Raw genomic sequence first — 16,956 nt, 5'->3', positions numbered from 1 at the left:
TTTCAAAAATAAAAACCTTGATTTGATAGGCTTTTGGTTTTTGAGAAAGTGAAAAAAGAGGCTGGGGTACCAGAAAAGTTTTTTTAATCGGGGTGTTCTCCGTTTGTGGGAAAAAGCCGATAAACCTTGATATACCAACGAAAAGAGCAGTTTCAGCTTTTTTGAGAAAAAGATAAAATAACAAAACACGAAAAAACAAGAACAACCAAAGAGGCAGTTTCACCTGATGAAAGGGAAACTGCCTCGATTTTTTAGTTATTTATTTTTATTTGATCATACCGACCGTTCATCCAAAGGAAAAGTATTGAAGCCGCGATTCCTCTCTGCTTCAGCCTGATAGTGGGTTGTCCAGCGAGTCGAATATTGGTGATAATAAATACCGGAATCGAAAGGAAATTGTTGTAAAATTGGCTGCTTGCTCAACAGGAGCCCGAATGGTGTGTCTGGCAAATGCAGATAGTCTAGCGGTGTCCCGTAACGCGATCGTTTCGTTGGTCAAGGCAGATCCCGTTCAGAACAGGCAAAAGCTAGAGCTGCATTTGCGGCATATTTGATAATGGTTTCTTTGCGGGTTTTGACAACTGCTCCATGGGCCACTGGCCATCTTGATGTAGGTTCGGCCAGAGTCTTCCCAAACGGTGTGAATGGATAAAGGATTGATCCAGATACCAACGATTTTCTTTCGAGCCAGACTGTTATGCAAAAGATTCTCGCTATACGTTAAAAGAACCTTACGATCTTTACCGCTGTGAAGGGGTGTTTGCTATAGCTGACTCTGATCCCAATTGGCGAGAAACGATCCAAGATATTTTTTGCACTTGTCTGAAAGATCAGGAATATATGTATGTTTTAGATTGGCATCATACCTGTTACAAATATTATCCAAAGGTAAAAACGCGTAAAGACAAACCGACATTTATTGAGGATGAAAAATATTCTCATGGCGGATATTATGCGTACTTTCCAGAATTTTACCCCGACGGAGATTACTATTTGTTCTTTTCCAAAGATTTGTCCTGGGGGTATCTGACTGATCCATGGCGAAAGGAAATTTTCGTGTATGGTGAGCAGCTGAGAAAAGAAATCCAAAAGAAAGCCCAGTATCTTGGATTTGTATTGATTGAGGCAAGTGAAAAAAGTAAAGAAGACATATAAATTAAAAGTAGCACAAAAAATGAAAATAGTAGTTCAAGCAAGTATGAAGATACTGAAAAATTTGTAGACTTTACTTATAATTTTTCAGCTAGGTATATTGAAGCATACATATAGCGAAACATGGAAATGTACCATGAAATGAGATCATTTGTTTGAAAGCCGGTGATGATGTGAACGATAAACCAGATTTTAGCAAACAAAAGATTAGGGGCTGGAAAAGAAGAGTAAGGGATATTGAACGATGGAATGCCTACTACTTGCATTTAGATTTAGATCTTTTAGAAAAATATGGTAGAGACTATGTGAAGTTAAGCAGCCTATCGTTTTACTCATTATTTAGGAAATATGATCTACCAACATGGTATAAACGATTAATAATTCGAGCGTTAATTGATGTATATAATTCATGGAAACAAGAACTTGAGCAGCTGGATGAACCTTATTATTTGAAGGTATGGGTTTTTGAAGCGGATATTTTGCACTCTCAGGTAGTAGCAAGCTATAAAGAGAGGTTAAGTTTTTACGATACTACTTTTTTGGAAATCGAGAAAGTTAAATCACTCCCTAAAAAATTCACTGCTAAAAATACAAGTGATCTAAGTTGGTATAAGGGCTTTGACGTAATTGTTTGGTCGGAAGTAGATTTACTGGAAGATATCAGTGATGGTTTTTACACTGTCGAGGAAGTTCAGTCAATCAGGGATTCTGCGTATTCAATCAGCGAGACTTCTGAGGATACATATTATATTCACAAAGGTGGTGCAGTTTGGCTCGGCGGTTGAGACCAAATTTAATAATTTTGAATTGTCCAGTATTATGGAAGCTGTATGAATTAAAAAAGAGGTTCCATATAATGATATACAAATTCAGAAAAGGGTTATCATGCAACGCCAACAAGAATGGGAATTCTTCTTAGGTGAAGCAGAAGAAGAACTTTTGGAATTTCGTCTGCCAACGATTTTATTTTGAACTGGACTATTATGCAAAAGATTCTTATTAATCCAATCTGCACCATAAGCAAAATTACCCTTCTTTATAACAGGAAACTTGAACATCTTAACACTTAAAGAAATAGCCGATGTATCTAAGAACTAGGTGCGTAGGCTATTTTTTTGTATAGATATTCTCTTTGTTTAATTAAGGCAATCACTCGCTAATTTCTGCTCGGTGCGCCCTTTTTATTACACATGTGTATGTTTTAGTTGTTCTGTCGGCTTCTCCTGCTTAATCGTAATCAATTAGCGGCCTTCTTAAAAATATTAAATCCAATTTTTTTCGTTTTTAATCAAAAAATATCACCAAGAGGATAGACTAAACACCTTTATAGAATAGGGATTATTTCTATTTAGAATCTTTCATTTTTGTGCTTACGACTCTACTAGCGATATTCTCTTTCTGGAAATTAATGAAATTATTTGAATTAAAATGGAATAATATGATTGTAAGCGATTGTGTTCTATGGTATGCTCTAAATGTAAAGAAAAGACAGGAGGAAAAAAGATGAAGTTAGCAACAAGAATTAATTCGTTTTTACCAATATATGAACATGATTTAGGGAAGGTTTTTAAATCATTCAATGAATTAGGGCTAGGGTATGTCGATTTGAATTATCCAGAGCATGTTGAGGGATTAGATGCTTTAGCTATGAAGAAATTACTTGATGACAATCAGTTAAAACTCAATGGGGTTGCGCTGAGGTTTAGAAACGAGTTTATCAATGGTGAATTGGGAAATGCGGATGCTGAAGTCGCTGGACATGCTTTAGAATTGTGCAAAGAAGCTGCGGATTATTGTCGTGAATCCGGAGGAAAGGTCGTTACCATTTGGTTGGGGTTTGATGGCTTTGATTACAGTTTCCAAATCAATTACCAAAAGGTTTGGAATCAAATTCGCGATGCGTTTATTGAAATTGCGGACTATGCCCCCGATTTACAGATCAGTATTGAATACAAGCCTTTCCAGCCAAGGGCTTATGCTTTTATCGACAGCATGGGTGTGACCGGAATGATGCTCAATGAGATTAATCGTAAAAACGTTGGGGTGACATTGGATTATTGTCATATGCTGATGAAGCATGAAAATCCTGCTTTTGCGGCGGATATTTTTGCTGGACAAGGAAAACTTTACGGTGTTCATCTAAATGATGGGTATGGTTTGAATGATGACGGATTAATGATTGGAACAGCTACACCGTTCAAAACTCTAGAATTTCTATACTATGTAAAAAAACATAATTTTGATGGGGTTATCTATTTTGATACGTTCCCGATTATTGAGCACGCCTCGAAGGAATGTGAACAGAACATAAAAATGATCCGTTTGTTTGATCAACTAATTGATAACGTGGGGTTGGATCACATTCAATTGATTATTGACCAAAATGACGCAGTTGCGGCTAGCGAGTTGATGGCATCGTTTTTCTCGGCTTCAGTAAAATAAAAAAGGGGTGGAAAAGATGGATTACAAAAAAATGGCGAAAAGCATCTTAGAAAATATTGGTGGTTCTGAAAATGTTGCGAACATGACCCACTGTGCAACCCGGTTACGCTTAACCTTGAGGGATACTTCAAAGGCTGATGATCAGGCCGTCGAGAATATCGACGGTGTGATCAATGTAATTAACAAAGCTGGTCAATATCAGCTCTTGATCGGAACGGAAGTTGGTAAGCTTTATGATGAATTCGAGCCGTTAGTTAAGGGTGAAGGAATTGTTGAGAGCACAGATACGAAAGAACAAACTGGAAGTATCATCAGTAATATTTTCTCGGCTGTTTCAGCAATTTTTGCCCCAATTTTACCAGCCTTAGCTGGTTCGGGTATTTTACGAGGATTATTAATCTTGTGTGTGCAATTAGGTTTGATTAGTGAAGACAGTGGAACTTATTCTATTATATTTGTTGCATCGATGAGCGTATTTTACTTCTTGCCAGTATTGCTAGCGTTTACTTCAGCTCGACGTTTTGGTGCTAGTCCATATATTTCTGCGCTAATAGGTGCGGCATTGATCAATCCTGATTTTATTGGCTTGATGGGGGATGCTGGAAATGGTGCAACAACAGAATTCTTTGGTATTCCAGTAGTATTAATGAACTATAACTCAACCGTGGTACCAATTATTCTTTCTATCTGGGCCTTTTCGTATCTGTATAAGTTTTTAGATGCAAAAGTTCCAGAGACACTGAAGCTGGTAATAATTCCGTTGGTTTCATTAGCTATTATGGTTCCGCTAACAGTGATTGTAATCGGTCCAATCGGTGTTTACAGTGGTGAAGCGGTGGCTAATGTTGTGAATTGGTTAATCGAACGAAGCAGTGTTCTAACTGGCGTGTTAGTCGGTGGAGGTTGGAGTATCTTGGTAAGCCTGGGAATTCATTGGGCAGTGAATCCAATTATGATCAACAATGTCTCTACTTATGGTTTTGACTATATCGTTCCTTTTACGTTTGCTTGTAACTTTGCGGTAATTGGTACCACAATCGGTGTTTACTTCAAAGCGAAGGATAAGAAATTACGTAGTTTTGCATTGACGGGCTTAGTAACAATTGCCTTATCTGCAATTATTGAAGCAACACTGTTCGGACTATTAGTAAAAAACAAAAAATTATTCTTGGCTCAAATTATTGGTGGAGCAGTTGGCGGGGCTTACTTAGGCTTGATGAAGGTTGTAACGAATGCTTTTGTTTTTGGTAGTGTGACAACATTCCCCGCATTTGTAGGAGAAAAATCCTCAAACTTTATTCAAGCGATGATTGGTTTGTTGATTTCTATGGCAGTATCCGCAGTATTAGCCTTCATTTTTACCAACAAGGATGAAAAATTAGCATAGAAAGCAGGAGTATCTATGGGATTATTCAATAAAAAGACAACCATTTATTCGCCGGCAAAAGGATTTGTCAAATCGATCGAACGAGTGAATGATCAAATGTTTGCTGCAAAAGCTCTGGGTGATGGTTTTGCTGTTGAACCAGCAGCAGAATTGATTGTATCACCAATTGAGGGAACGGTGGTCTCTGTATTTCCTACTAAACATGCCATATCCTTAAAAAACAAGCAGGGGTTAGAGGTTTTGCTTCATATTGGTATTGATACGGTGGAATTAGGTGGTGCCGGATTTACGATCAAAGTTAGTAAGGGAGATCAGGTGACCGAAGAAACGGCATTGGCAGAGGTGGATTTCAGCCTGTTAGCCTCAAAAGGAAAAGAGACAGATGTCATGGTGATTTTTACTAATCTTGAAAAAAAGACTGTTGTTTTTGATGAGGGTCAGGTAGTTGCAGGACAAGCAATCGGAACAATTAAATAGACAGGGAAGAGGGAGTCTTTTGGAAAACACGCTAATCTGCCCTTCCATGATGTGCGCAGATTTTACTAACTTGAAACGAGAGGTCGAAGCTTTGACAGATGCGGGCATCGATATTTTCCATCTTGATATTATGGATGGCCGCTTTGTTCCTAACTTCGGAATGGGTCTGCAGGATGTTGAGGCTATTCGTAAACTGACAAGTCAATTAGTTGATGTTCATCTGATGATTGATGATCCAGGAGAGTATGTTGAGAAATTTGCGGACATTGGAGTTGATATTATTTACTTCCATCCCGAGGCGGACAGACAGCCCACACGAACAATTGATAAAATTAGAAACAAACAGAAAAAGGTTGGTCTAGCCCTTAATCCTGGCACCAGTATCGCAATGGTGGAAGAATTATTACCTTTGATTGATTATGTTATGGTGATGACGGTTAATCCTGGGTTTTCTGGTCAAAGCTATTTGAATTATGTGGACAGAAAAATAAAGCGTTTAGTCAATCTAAAGTGTAATTATGATTATCAGGTGATTATAGATGGGGCTGTTTCGCCTCAAAAGATTAAAGTATTAAGCAAGCTTGGCGTAGATGGATTTGTTCTTGGAACATCAGCCCTATTTGGAAAAGAAACTTCTTATAAAGAACTTGTCTTGACGTATAAACAAAGGATGAAGAATGAATGAAACTAGCAATTGGTTGTGATCATGTCGGTTGGGAATTAAAACCAGCTATTATAGAATTTTTAGAGGAAATGGGACATACTGTACAGGATTTTGGTACTACCAGCGATTTACGCGTGGACTATCCTGAGTATGCACAAGCCGTTTCCGAAGCTGTAGTGTCAAAAAAGTGCGACTTAGGTATTCTAATTTGTGGTACGGGTGTCGGAATCTCGATTGCAGCAAACAAGATAAAAGGGATCCGAGCGGTTGTTTGCAGCGAACCTTACAGTGCAAAGCTTTCAAGAGAGCACAATAATACCAATATATTAGCCTTCGGATCACGTGTGATCGGTTCAGAATTAGCGAAAATGATTACTAAAGAATGGCTTGAGGCTGTTTATGAGGATGGTCGACACCAGAAAAGAGTGGATCAAATTGCTGAAATTGAAAATCTATAAATGGGAAAGGGATGCCTAGCGCATTCCTTTTTTATATGGAAAAATAATCTGTTTAGTTTGTAAACGATGTAACTAGCTAAAGAACACATCCTATAATGATCAGAACAGGAAAAGTATGATATAATTTGAAAAAAAGTGAGTGTTCAGCAAAGGCTCACATTGATGGAGGTCGCTATGATACCTTATGAAAGACAAGAAAAAATATTAGAAAGACTAAACTCTGAAGAGATCATGAAAATTGAAAGATTGCAGGAGATTTTACCTGGAGTATCTATTTCTACCTTGAGAAGAGATTTGAAAGAATTAGAAAAAGCTGGAAGAGTAGAAATGCTTTCTGGAGGCGCCGTTAAAATCTGCTCGACGACTTCTGAAATACCTATTGCGACAAAATCAACATTGTTTTCCAAAGAAAAAGAGAAGATTGCCGAAATAGCAGCTGGATTTATTCATGAAGGTGATGTGATCTATCTGGATTCTGGATCAACTTGTACAGCTTTGTTAAATAAAATCCTTAACATGAAAATCACAATCATTACAACAAATACCAGTATTTTCAATATTCAGCAGGAAACACAAGCTGAAATCGTTCTTCTTGGCGGAAGATATAACCCTGTAATCTCCTCATTAAATGGGCCGCTGACGGATTCTAACATTCAGACATTTAATTTCCAAAAAGCTTTTTTAGGTGCCAATGGAATCGATGCTAAAAAAGGGGTTAGTACCCCCAATTTAGTTGAAGCAAACAAAAAACAGCAAATTTTGAGTAATTCGAAAACGGCTTATTTGTTATGTGATAGTTCGAAATACAATAAAGTAGCTGCTGTCAAAGCATTTAGTACGGATGAGGTTACTATTATCTCAGATGCAAATGATGAAAAAATAGGTGAAATTACTGAGATTATTTATCCCAAGTAAAATGGAAACTAGTATATTTAAATCAACGAATTCGTTTAAAAAGAAGGATGTTTAACAAAAAACTAAATGATCAAGAATCATCTTTTTGACTATTAGAAAAAAGTAATCAGTTGTTACAAAGGATCTTATATAAAAAAAATACCTTATGGAATGTTGAAAAAGTACATTTCATGAGGTATTTTTCTTGTATGCGTTTATTTTGACGATAAAGCTCTAAAAAGTCAACTCTAGTGAAAGCTGAAATTCTTTTTCCTTCAAGAAGGTTTCAAAGGCTTTGGCCCCAGCTGGTAATTGGATATCCTTCCTTTTAGCTAAATATACCGGACGATAAACCGGAGTTTCTAAAGGCAGGACCACAATATCATGAAATTTCATTAAATTGTTGTAAGGCAATATGGCAGCTCCTAAATTAATCGAAACCAATCCAGCTAATGCTTGATCTTCCTCAACTCGACAAGCGATGTTTAGAGGAAGTTTTTCTTTGCGAAACAAATTATCAATGAAATAGGTCTTATCCAAACATAGAATCATCGGGATTTCGGATAATTCTGCGATGGAAACTTTTTTCTTCATTGCGTATGGATGAGACTTTGCGACGATAGCTACCAAGGGTTGATCCAACAAATGAAAGAATTCGATTTCTGGTTCATTCTTTAAGTAGGAACAAATGGAAAAGTCACAAATTTCTTTTTTTGCGTTGTCAATCAAACGTGGGGTATTGCCCTGCCAAAATTTGAATTTATATTTGGCACGTTCGGGATCACTGCGGAATTGTTTCAGCAGCTCAGGAATAATCTCAGGTCCTAAGGTAAAAATGAACCCTAAATCAATACTGCCGAAATATGGGTCGACAATATCTTGAATCGTGTCAGCTCCCAGCTTGATTTCCTCCAAACCTTTTTTGACCTTTTCGTAATAAATCTTGCCCATCTTGGTTAAGCGAATATTTCGACCCACAGGTTTGAACAGGGCCACACCCAAGTCATCTTCCATCCGGCGAATCATTCGGCTGAGGGAAGGCTGGGCAATACCTAGTTCGTCGGCGGCCTTTCCATAGTGCTCCACCTCGGCCAGACGGCAGAAGGCTTCTAAGTTATGCAAGTTCATGGTTAGCTCCTTTTTCTATTTAATGAAGGAATTGATTTTTTTGAATTGAGCATTATCACAAAAATGTTATCAGTGTTTAAATTGGATACACATTTTTCTAACTGGATTCTGGATATGGAAAACCAGAAAAGAGCCTTTCTGTTAAATTATAACATGATTGTTATGGATATCAATCATGTTTGGAATTGTTTTCGCCATCGAAAATCCATATAGTATTAATAGAAAGAAAACGTTTTAGAATAAGAAAAAATGGAGGAATCAATAGATGGAAAAAGTGACAATTGCTTTAATTGGTGCCGGATTTGCAGGGAATTTTCATACTAATTCCTACAATAAGGTCAACGGTGTGAATTTACGAATCAAGTATGTTTATGACAATGATCAGCAGCGTGCACAACAGCTATGCGACAAATGGGACATCATTGAAGAAGTAGCCACCAGCTACCAGCAGGTTCTGGAAGATCCTGAAGTGGATGTCGTTGATATCATTACACCACCTGTAACTCACTTGAGTCTGGCTTATGAAGCGTTGGATGCCAACAAACATGTTATCTGTGAAAAACCGTTAACAGGTTACTTTGGTGAAGAAGGCGATGAAGAGCCCATTGGTCTGAAAGTACCTAAAGCAAAAATGTACGAAAGCTTGCTTAAAAATATTGATGAGTGTCGTAAGAAATTTGAAGCTTCAGATCGTCTGTTCATGTATGCCGAAAACTATGTATATTCACCAAATATCTTACGTTCAGCTGAAATCATTGAAGCAAAAAAAAGCAAGATCATGTACATGAAGGGGGAGGAAAGTATCCGTTCCTCCACTTCTCCAGCTTCTGCTTATTGGTCATTAGCTGGCGGCGGTTCATTAATCCGTCTAGGCAGCCATCCAATTGGCGGCATGCTGTTCTTGAAACAAGTTGAAGCAAAAGCTCGCGGTGAAGAAATCGGTGTTCAAAGTGTTGTAGCAGAAACAGGACGATTAGCTCCAAGCTTGAACGAGCATGACAAACGCTATTTTCCAGCAAAATCAATTGATACGGAAGACTTTGCGACAGTAATTATTACCTTTACTGATGGTACCAAAGCTATTTCGATTTCTAATGACAATACATTAGGTGGTGTGAAAAACTATGTGGAAGTTTATACCAATGACAGTGCTTTGGTAAACAATATTACACCAGCAGACAACCTGTCAACTTACTTCTTGGATCAAGACAATTTGGATGATGTGTACATTTCGGAACAGCTGCAGGATAAAATTGGCTGGAATAAAGTGTTTGTGGCTGAAGAAACTTTGCGAGGATACTTGGCGCAATTCCAAGATTTCGCAGAATGTGTGGCAGAAAATCGTCAACCACTATCCGGTTTGGACCTCGCTTATGATACAATAAAAATTATCTATGCGGCTTATCTGTCAGCTGAAGAAGGGCGCAGAGTAGATTTTTAAGAAAGAAGTGATAACTTAAGATGGAAACTGTAACTGTTGAAAAAGTAACGTTGGGTGAAGGTCTGCCGAAAGTGATCGTTCCTTTAGTGGGAAAGACTCGCGAGGAAATTCTACAAGAGGCCGAAATCGCTGTAGCCAGCAATTGTGATATTATTGAATGGCGTATTGATCATTTTGCCGAAATTACTGATTTTGCTAAAGCGGCTGAGTTTGTTAAAGAAGTGAAAGCTGCTGTGAAGATGCCTTTGTTGGTTACCTTCCGTACAGCGAAAGAAGGTGGCGTTTGTCCGATGGATGATGCGCAATACTTCGAAATGTATAATGCGTTCTTGGAGCAAGGAAACTTTGATTTGTTGGACGTTGAATTGTTTATGCCAGAAGCTGAGGTTGCAGAGTTAGTGAAAGCAGCTCATGACAAAGATGTGAAGATTGTAATGTGCAACCACGACTTCGATAAAACACCACCAAAAGAAGAAATCATCACTCGTCTTCGGACTATGCAAGATAAAGGCGCAGATATCTGCAAGATTGCGGTAATGCCGCAAACCACTCATGATGTGATTGTTCTATTGGATGCTACGCAAGAAATGTATAATAATTATGCAAAACAACCGCTAATCACAATGTCTATGGGCAAACTAGGTGTTGTCAGCCGAGTTTCCGGTGCAACATTCGGTTCTGCCGCAACCTTTGGCGCAGCGAAGAAAGCTTCAGCACCAGGACAAGTCTCAGTTGGCGAACTACGCACGATTTTAGAAACTTTATAGGAAGTATTAAGATCAGGTGAGAGATTACCTGGTCTTTTTTTCTAGATTGTCTTTTCAAAACTCGCTTATTATTTCAGAGATGAATGAGTTTGAGAAGGCTTTTTTGTGTATAAATGCATAAAATTCTGTATATGGATGGCATGCGGGCATATTAATGAATAAATTTGCGGTATTTGGTGAAAAAACTTATAAAAAAGCATTGACTTATTCAGATTAGAATTCTATAATCATAAACTATACAACAACTAATTGTATTTTTATGCAATTTGATCGGAGGGTTTTGAGTGAAAGTATCAATTATCGGTGTGACTGGCTACAGCGGACTGGAATTACTACGTTTATTAAGTAACCATCCAGCTGTAGAGATCGTTTCAATCCATAGTCATTCACAAAACGGGGAAGCGATCGATCGACGATTCCCACATTTGAAACAGCTGATCGAATTGCCTTTAGAAGAAGTCGATCCTGAGAAAATTATGGCACAGGCAGATTTAGTATTTTTTGCTGCTCCTTCTGGGGTAGCCAAGGATCAAGCACTACCTTTTATCGAAAAACAGTTTCCAGTGATTGATTTATCTGGCGACTATCGTTTGAAAAATCCGGCTCAGTATGAAAAATGGTACGGCAAGACTAGTGCTCCGATTTCAGCTTTAGAGAAGGCAACGTACGGTTTGGCAGATTTTGACCTGCCGAAGAACTTGAAGCTGATTGCGAATCCAGGTTGTTACGCCACAGCAGCAATTTTATCCGTCGCTCCATTAGTGAAGCAGCAGTTAATTGAAAAGAACTCCATCATTTTTGATGGCAAGTCTGGATTATCAGGCGCTGGCAAGAAGCTTTCTGAAGCGGCTCATTATACTGAAGCGAACGACAACATGTCAGTGTACAAATTGAATCAGCACCAGCATATTCCAGAAATTATTCAACAGCTGCAGACATGGGATGCTGAAATTCCAGCGGTTCAGTTTTCGACAGCCTTGATTCCAGTGACTCGTGGTATTCTGATGACCACTTATTGTAAAGCTAAAGCCGGTATTACTGGCAGCGAAGTTCGTAAGTCTTTTGAAGCAGAGTACGGCAATAAACCATTTATTCGCTTGCAAGAAGGGGAAGAGTTCCCTTGCATCAAACAAGTGGTGGGATCCAACTACTGTGACATCGGAATGGCCTATAATGAAGCAACTCAGACGATAACGATGGTCAGCGTAATTGACAACTTAGTCAAAGGTGCAGCCGGCCAAGCTATTCAAAACTTGAACCTACTAATGAATTTACCGGAAACAACTGGCTTAGAGCTGGTACCTGTTTATCCGTAACGACAAAGGAGACGACTTATGAATATTATTGATGGAACAATCGCCAGTCCCAAAGGCTTTCAAGCTACTGGCTTACACTCAGGATTAAAGAAAAACAAATTGGACCTAGGAGTCATTTACTCAGAAAAGGCAGCGAAGGCCGCTGCTGTTTACACGACTAACCAAGTAAAGGCCGCTCCGATTTATGTAACAAAGGAAGCGATGCAAGAACCAAGCATCCAGGCAGTCGTAGTTAACTCAGGGTACGCTAATGCCTGTACGGGAGAAATCGGCTTGGTCCACGCAAAACAAATGCAGCAGGCTACAGCAGATCACTTAGGAGTTACAGCTGATAAAGTAGCCGTTGCCTCTACTGGAGTTATCGGCAAAATTATGCCGATTGAACTAGTCGAACAAGGAATTCAAAAGGTTGATATGGATGATTGCGAACCTTACCACTTCCACGAAGCCATCATGACAACTGATACGACAACTAAAGAAATCGTCGTTCAAGACACAATCAATGGCGAGACGGTAACGATTGCCGGAACAGCTAAAGGTTCTGGGATGATTCATCCTAATATGGCAACAATGCTAGCATTTATTACAACTGATGCAGAAATCTCACAAGAGCTGCTGCAGGAGTTGTTAAGTGAAAAGACGGAAACGACATTTAACCAAATTACAGTCGATGGAGATACTTCAACTAACGACATGGTGTTAGTTATGGCTAACGGGCTTGCGGGCAATGCTGAAATTGAAAAAGGCACAAAAGGCTATGACAAGTTTGTAGCAATGTTCCAGCTAGTAAGCGAAACATTGGCTCAAATGATTGCCAAAGACGGCGAGGGAGCCACTAAGCTGATTGAAGTACAAGTAGAAGGCGCAACTGACGAGTTGGCTGCCCGAATGATCGCTAAAAAGATTGTTGGCTCAATGTTAGTAAAAACCGCGATGTTTGGAGAAGATCCCAACTGGGGCAGAATCATCTGCGCTATCGGTTATTCAGAAACAAAGATTGATCCTGAGAAGGTAGATATGTGGATCGGCAGTGTGCAGGTACTGAAAAACAGCCAACCGCAAAGCTTTGACGAAGATGCGATTAAACAAATTTTAGAACAAGACAAGATTGTTATTGCTGTTGATATGAATTTAGGAAACGCAAAAGGTGCCGCTTGGGGCTGTGACTTAACGTACAAGTATGTTGAAGTCAATGCGTTATACCATACGTAAGGGGAGTAAAGACATGGGAAAAATCGTAGTGAAAATTGGCGGCGTCGCCAGTGATAATTTAACCGAAGAATTTTTTGATACATTAGGAGAGTGGCAAGCAGCCGGCAAAGAAATCGTGATCGTTCACGGCGGCGGCTACTACATCACTGAAATGATGGAAAAACTAAATGTTCCAGTAACAATCGCTAACGGACTGCGTGTGACCTCTGCGCAAGCACTAAAAATCACTCAGATGGTATTAATCGGCCAAGTTCAACCAGCCATCACCACGGTTTTCCAACAAAACGGCTTCTCAGCTGTTGGTCTGCATGCTTCTTGCGGCCAACTAATTCAAGGAACTTTTATCGACAAAAACAACTTAGGGTATGTTGGCACCATTACCAATATCGGTACTGGAATGATTAACGACGTATTAGCAAAAAATCATGTGCCCATCATCGCTCCTCTTGGTTTAACTGAAGAAGGCGAATGGTTGAATATTAATGCCGACACAGCCGCCTGCAAAATTGCTGAAGCATTAGATGCAGAAGCTTTATACCTAATTACTGACGTACCTGGCGTAAAATGTGAGGGCGAATGGCTGGAACATTTAACGACTGACGACGTTGAACAATTAAAAAACCAAGAAGTAATTACAGGCGGCATGATCCCTAAGCTGGACAGCGCTACTTCCGCATTGACTAAAGGCGTAAAGGAAGTCTTCATTACTAACAGTATCGCAAAATGCGGCACAAAGATTACGAAAGCGAAGGTGTTTGCATGACTCATCTATTTCCTAATTACAAAAGAGAATCCATTGATCTAGTCAGAGGCTTCGGCAATTACGTCGAAGACCAAACGGGTAAAGAATATTTAGATTTCACCAGTGGAATTGGGGTAAACAGCTTAGGCCATCAACACCCCAAGCTGATCCAGGCCCTAGAAAAACAAATGCACTTAATCTGGCATACTTCCAATCTATATTCCAGCAAGCTGCAAGAAGACGTAGCCAAGAAATTAGCCAACAACAAAAATTACTTAGCCTTCTTCTGCAACAGCGGAACCGAAGCCAACGAAGCAGCCATCAAGCTAGCCCGAAAAGCCACTGGACGATCAAAAATTATCAGCTTCCAGCAATCATTTCACGGACGTACCTATGGCGCACTTAGCGCCACCGGCCAAGAAGCGCTGCATGAAGGGTTTGCTCCAATTTTACCCGATTTCCAATACGTACCTTTTAACGAAATCGCACCATTGAAGGAACTTGTCGATCAGGATACCGCAGCCGTCATGATCGAACTAATTCAAGGCGAAGGCGGGGTACTACCAGCCGAGGTCTCATTCGTCCAACAAGTCGTAGAACTTTGTAAAGAACAAGGCGCCTTGTTAATCGTCGATGAGATTCAAACAGGAATCGGCCGTACGGGTAATTTGTACGCCTACGAAGGCTATGGCATCGAGCCAGACATCTTCACCTTAGCCAAAGCCCTCGGCAACGGCATCCCAGTCGGCGCCATGTTAGGCAAAAAAGAATTAAAAGACGCCTTCGGACCAGGTTCTCACGGCACAACCTTCGGCGGGAACAAGTTAGCCTTACGGGTAGCAGTAGCAGTATTGGATATTATTAATGATCCGAACTTCTTAGACAAAGTGAAGCAAAAAAGCAATTACGCGTTGAAATCCTTAGGCAGCTTGAAAGACTCAAGTGATAAAGTACTAGATGTCCGCGGCCAAGGTTTAATGATCGGTGTTCAGCTGAAAGATCAAGATACCTTAAGTGCTACTATTGCGAATCTGCAGAAAAAGGGTCTGTTAGTATTGAAGGCAGGTAACAACACACTTCGACTGTTGCCTCCTCTAACGATTGAACAGGATGAGTTGGAGAAGGGGATTGGGATGATTAAGGTGGAGTTGTTGGATAAGTAATAAGAATGTGAGCTCGGAATGCCGGTGGGTGTTTCGGGTTTTTATTTGGTTGATGGATGGCAGAGAATTCGACTCATTAATAGATGATTTAAGTTAGTATGGTTTTTACATAGCATATTTGAAATGGTAACATTAGGTTAATACAAAACGGTTGATGTTTTCTGGATTAAGGAGAATTTTGATGTTAGAAAATAAGTTGGACATTACAGATCAAATCGAATTGGCTAAAGCTGAAGAAAAGATCAGTAAACAAAAAGCCAAGCAGCTATTTGAATCTGGAAAAATTAATGAATTAGAAGTAGGAACCTTTCAAGGATTAGCTGAAATTCACAGCTGTTTTTTTGAAGATATTTACTATTTTGCTGGAAAAGTTCGAGATGTTAACATAGCAAAGGGAAATTTCCGGTTTGCTCCGGTAATGTATCTAGAAACAGCCTTAGAACATATTGATGAAATGCCTCAGAATAACTATGAAGAAATCATTGCTAAATATGTAGAGATGAATGTTGCTCATCCTTTTCGTGAGGGAAACGGAAGAAGTATGAGAATCTGGCTAGATTTAATTTTGAAGAAGAGACTTGGTAAAGTTGTAGACTGGAGCCAAGTTGATAAAGAAGCCTGCCTTTCTGCTATGGAACGTAGTCCTGTAAATGATTTGGAGATCAGATTTTTGTTGAAGGATGCGCTGACGGATAAGGTCGATGATCGTGAGATTTTCATGAAAGGGATAGATACTAGCTATTTCTATGAAGGGTATATGGAGTATAGGATTGAGGAGCTGTAAAGTAAAAATATACTAAATTGGCTGAATAATTCATATAAATCGTTGCTTATTTTCATAATGAGCAGCGATTTATTTTTTTTTACTGTTATGATTGAAGGTAACTACTATCGTGGAGGAAATACCTAATGGATTATAAAAATATAGTTGATAGCAATAGAGCTGCTTAGAATGAAGCTTCGAATTATCAGCAGAGGTCCCACAACATTTCATTGCGAGAAGTATTTCAGAATGCAGATTTCACAATATTTATTTGAGATTGCGATGCTGTACTATTGGAAAACTGGATAAAATTGTTTTAACCGATAAAGTGATTGGTCAACTACCTTGTAATAACGAAAGAAAATTATTATCCCTGATGAAACTAGGAGCCCAAAAAGCAGTTGGTTTTGACATATCAGACAATGCAATTCAAGAAGCAAAACATTTAGCAGAAATAGCTAAGGTGGATGCCATATTCGAGCGAATGAATATTTTGGACATAAATTAATCATACAATAACTATTTCGATTTCATTTATATATCATATCAGAAAGCTCACGTAAATGGTTTCCAGATTTGAATGCTTTTTTTGAAGTAGTTAGCCGTTTATTGAAAAGGGTGGTCAACTACTAATTTTTGAAATGCATCCAATTGTTTTCCTATTTGAGGTCGATTTTGACGCAAAAAGTCCCGATTTTGATTTATTGGTCCCTTATTTCGAAAAAGGACCGTATTATTATAGAGACGGACTAGATTATATTGGCGGTGTTGAGTATGAATCCAAGGAAGGGTATTGGTTCATGAACAAGATGTCGATTAGTGTGAATGTTTTCATAGTTAATATATAAATAGAATATATTTTAATAATGTGAATTGGATATAACAAATTACTCGTTTGAAAATAGATATCCAGGTTTTTGAATTAATGGAAAGAGTATAAAATGAAATCC

18 protein-coding genes and 1 pseudogene are annotated in these 16,956 nt (G+C 38.9%); 17 read left to right on the top strand and 2 right to left on the bottom strand.

All coding sequences use genetic code 11. The annotated features are described in order from the left end of the window. Positions 1-273: 273 nt before the first annotated feature. Positions 274-423, bottom strand: a complete 150-nt coding sequence (locus IGI46_RS13570; protein ID WP_429973601.1) for a hypothetical protein — start codon at positions 421-423, stop codon at positions 274-276. A 255-nt stretch (positions 424-678) separates the two neighbouring features. On the opposite strand from IGI46_RS13570, the pseudogene IGI46_RS13565 reads away from it, so the two are divergent. The 8 genes and pseudogenes from IGI46_RS13565 to IGI46_RS13530 all read left to right on the top strand — a co-directional run. Then, positions 679-1,155: pseudogene (locus IGI46_RS13565) on the top strand (DUF2716 domain-containing protein); the annotation flags it as partial. A 152-nt stretch (positions 1,156-1,307) separates the two neighbouring features. After that, positions 1,308-1,937, top strand: a complete 630-nt coding sequence (locus IGI46_RS13560) for a hypothetical protein (RefSeq protein ID WP_429973600.1) — start codon at positions 1,308-1,310, stop codon at positions 1,935-1,937. Between the two features lie 718 nt (positions 1,938-2,655). Continuing rightward, a complete protein-coding gene (locus IGI46_RS13555; protein WP_429973599.1) occupies positions 2,656-3,594 on the top strand; it encodes a sugar phosphate isomerase/epimerase family protein in 939 nt (312 codons plus the stop codon). A gap of 16 nt (positions 3,595-3,610) precedes the next feature. After that, positions 3,611-4,981 (top strand): PTS transporter subunit EIIC, encoded by a 1,371-nt coding sequence (locus tag IGI46_RS13550; RefSeq protein ID WP_429973598.1) that lies wholly within the window; start codon positions 3,611-3,613, stop codon positions 4,979-4,981. Between the two features lie 15 nt (positions 4,982-4,996). Then, positions 4,997-5,458 carry a PTS sugar transporter subunit IIA gene (locus IGI46_RS13545; RefSeq protein WP_429973597.1) on the top strand — a complete coding sequence of 154 codons (462 nt, stop codon included), beginning with the start codon at positions 4,997-4,999 and terminating at the stop codon, positions 5,456-5,458. A 19-nt stretch (positions 5,459-5,477) separates the two neighbouring features. Then, on the top strand, positions 5,478-6,143 hold the full coding sequence (locus tag IGI46_RS13540) for a ribulose-phosphate 3-epimerase (protein ID WP_429973596.1): 666 nt from the start codon (positions 5,478-5,480) through the stop codon (positions 6,141-6,143). Next, positions 6,140-6,580, top strand: coding sequence for a ribose 5-phosphate isomerase B (gene rpiB, locus IGI46_RS13535; protein ID WP_429973595.1), 441 nt, complete (start codon positions 6,140-6,142; stop codon positions 6,578-6,580). Before IGI46_RS13540 ends, rpiB begins: the two co-directional genes overlap by 4 nt. Before the next feature lie 174 nt (positions 6,581-6,754). Beyond that, positions 6,755-7,495 (top strand): DeoR/GlpR family DNA-binding transcription regulator, encoded by a 741-nt coding sequence (locus IGI46_RS13530; protein WP_429973594.1) that lies wholly within the window; start codon positions 6,755-6,757, stop codon positions 7,493-7,495. A gap of 213 nt (positions 7,496-7,708) precedes the next feature. On the opposite strand, the gene IGI46_RS13525 is transcribed toward IGI46_RS13530, so the two are convergent. Continuing rightward, positions 7,709-8,602 (bottom strand): LysR family transcriptional regulator, encoded by an 894-nt coding sequence (locus IGI46_RS13525; RefSeq protein WP_429973593.1) that lies wholly within the window; start codon positions 8,600-8,602, stop codon positions 7,709-7,711. Positions 8,603-8,867: 265 nt separating this feature from the next. On the opposite strand from IGI46_RS13525, the gene IGI46_RS13520 reads away from it, so the two are divergent. From IGI46_RS13520 to IGI46_RS13480, 9 genes are all read left to right on the top strand, one after another. Beyond that, positions 8,868-10,043: a Gfo/Idh/MocA family protein gene (locus tag IGI46_RS13520; protein ID WP_429973592.1), complete on the top strand. Its 1,176-nt coding sequence runs from the start codon at positions 8,868-8,870 to the stop codon at positions 10,041-10,043. Between the two features lie 20 nt (positions 10,044-10,063). Continuing rightward, positions 10,064-10,810 carry a type I 3-dehydroquinate dehydratase gene (aroD, locus tag IGI46_RS13515; RefSeq protein WP_429973591.1) on the top strand — a complete coding sequence of 249 codons (747 nt, stop codon included), beginning with the start codon at positions 10,064-10,066 and terminating at the stop codon, positions 10,808-10,810. 284 nt (positions 10,811-11,094) lie between these two features. Then, positions 11,095-12,126 carry an N-acetyl-gamma-glutamyl-phosphate reductase gene (argC, locus tag IGI46_RS13510; protein ID WP_429973590.1) on the top strand — a complete coding sequence of 344 codons (1,032 nt, stop codon included), beginning with the start codon at positions 11,095-11,097 and terminating at the stop codon, positions 12,124-12,126. Positions 12,127-12,144: 18 nt separating this feature from the next. Beyond that, a complete protein-coding gene (gene argJ / locus IGI46_RS13505; protein WP_429973589.1) occupies positions 12,145-13,338 on the top strand; it encodes a bifunctional glutamate N-acetyltransferase/amino-acid acetyltransferase ArgJ in 1,194 nt (397 codons plus the stop codon). Between the two features lie 13 nt (positions 13,339-13,351). Next, complete coding sequence (argB, locus tag IGI46_RS13500) at positions 13,352-14,101, top strand: acetylglutamate kinase (RefSeq protein ID WP_429973588.1); 750 nt, start codon at positions 13,352-13,354, stop codon at positions 14,099-14,101. Next, on the top strand, positions 14,098-15,243 hold the full coding sequence (locus IGI46_RS13495; RefSeq protein WP_429973587.1) for an acetylornithine transaminase: 1,146 nt from the start codon (positions 14,098-14,100) through the stop codon (positions 15,241-15,243). The genes argB and IGI46_RS13495 overlap by 4 nt, the downstream gene beginning before the upstream one ends. Positions 15,244-15,421: 178 nt before the next feature. Next, positions 15,422-16,027, top strand: coding sequence for a protein adenylyltransferase Fic (fic, locus tag IGI46_RS13490; RefSeq protein ID WP_429973586.1), 606 nt, complete (start codon positions 15,422-15,424; stop codon positions 16,025-16,027). Between the two features lie 307 nt (positions 16,028-16,334). Further along, positions 16,335-16,514, top strand: coding sequence for a hypothetical protein (locus tag IGI46_RS13485; protein ID WP_429973585.1), 180 nt, complete (start codon positions 16,335-16,337; stop codon positions 16,512-16,514). A gap of 133 nt (positions 16,515-16,647) precedes the next feature. Continuing rightward, on the top strand, positions 16,648-16,854 hold the full coding sequence (locus tag IGI46_RS13480; RefSeq protein ID WP_429973584.1) for a hypothetical protein: 207 nt from the start codon (positions 16,648-16,650) through the stop codon (positions 16,852-16,854). Positions 16,855-16,956 lie beyond the last annotated feature (102 nt).

Origin of the sequence: Enterococcus sp. AZ163 (genome assembly GCF_050498925.1) — a bacterium.
Lineage (GTDB): Bacteria > Bacillota > Bacilli > Lactobacillales > Enterococcaceae > Enterococcus_A > Enterococcus_A ferrettii.
The sequence above is the reverse complement of the archived record's forward strand: the minus strand, read 5'-3'. Positions and strand labels throughout refer to the sequence as shown.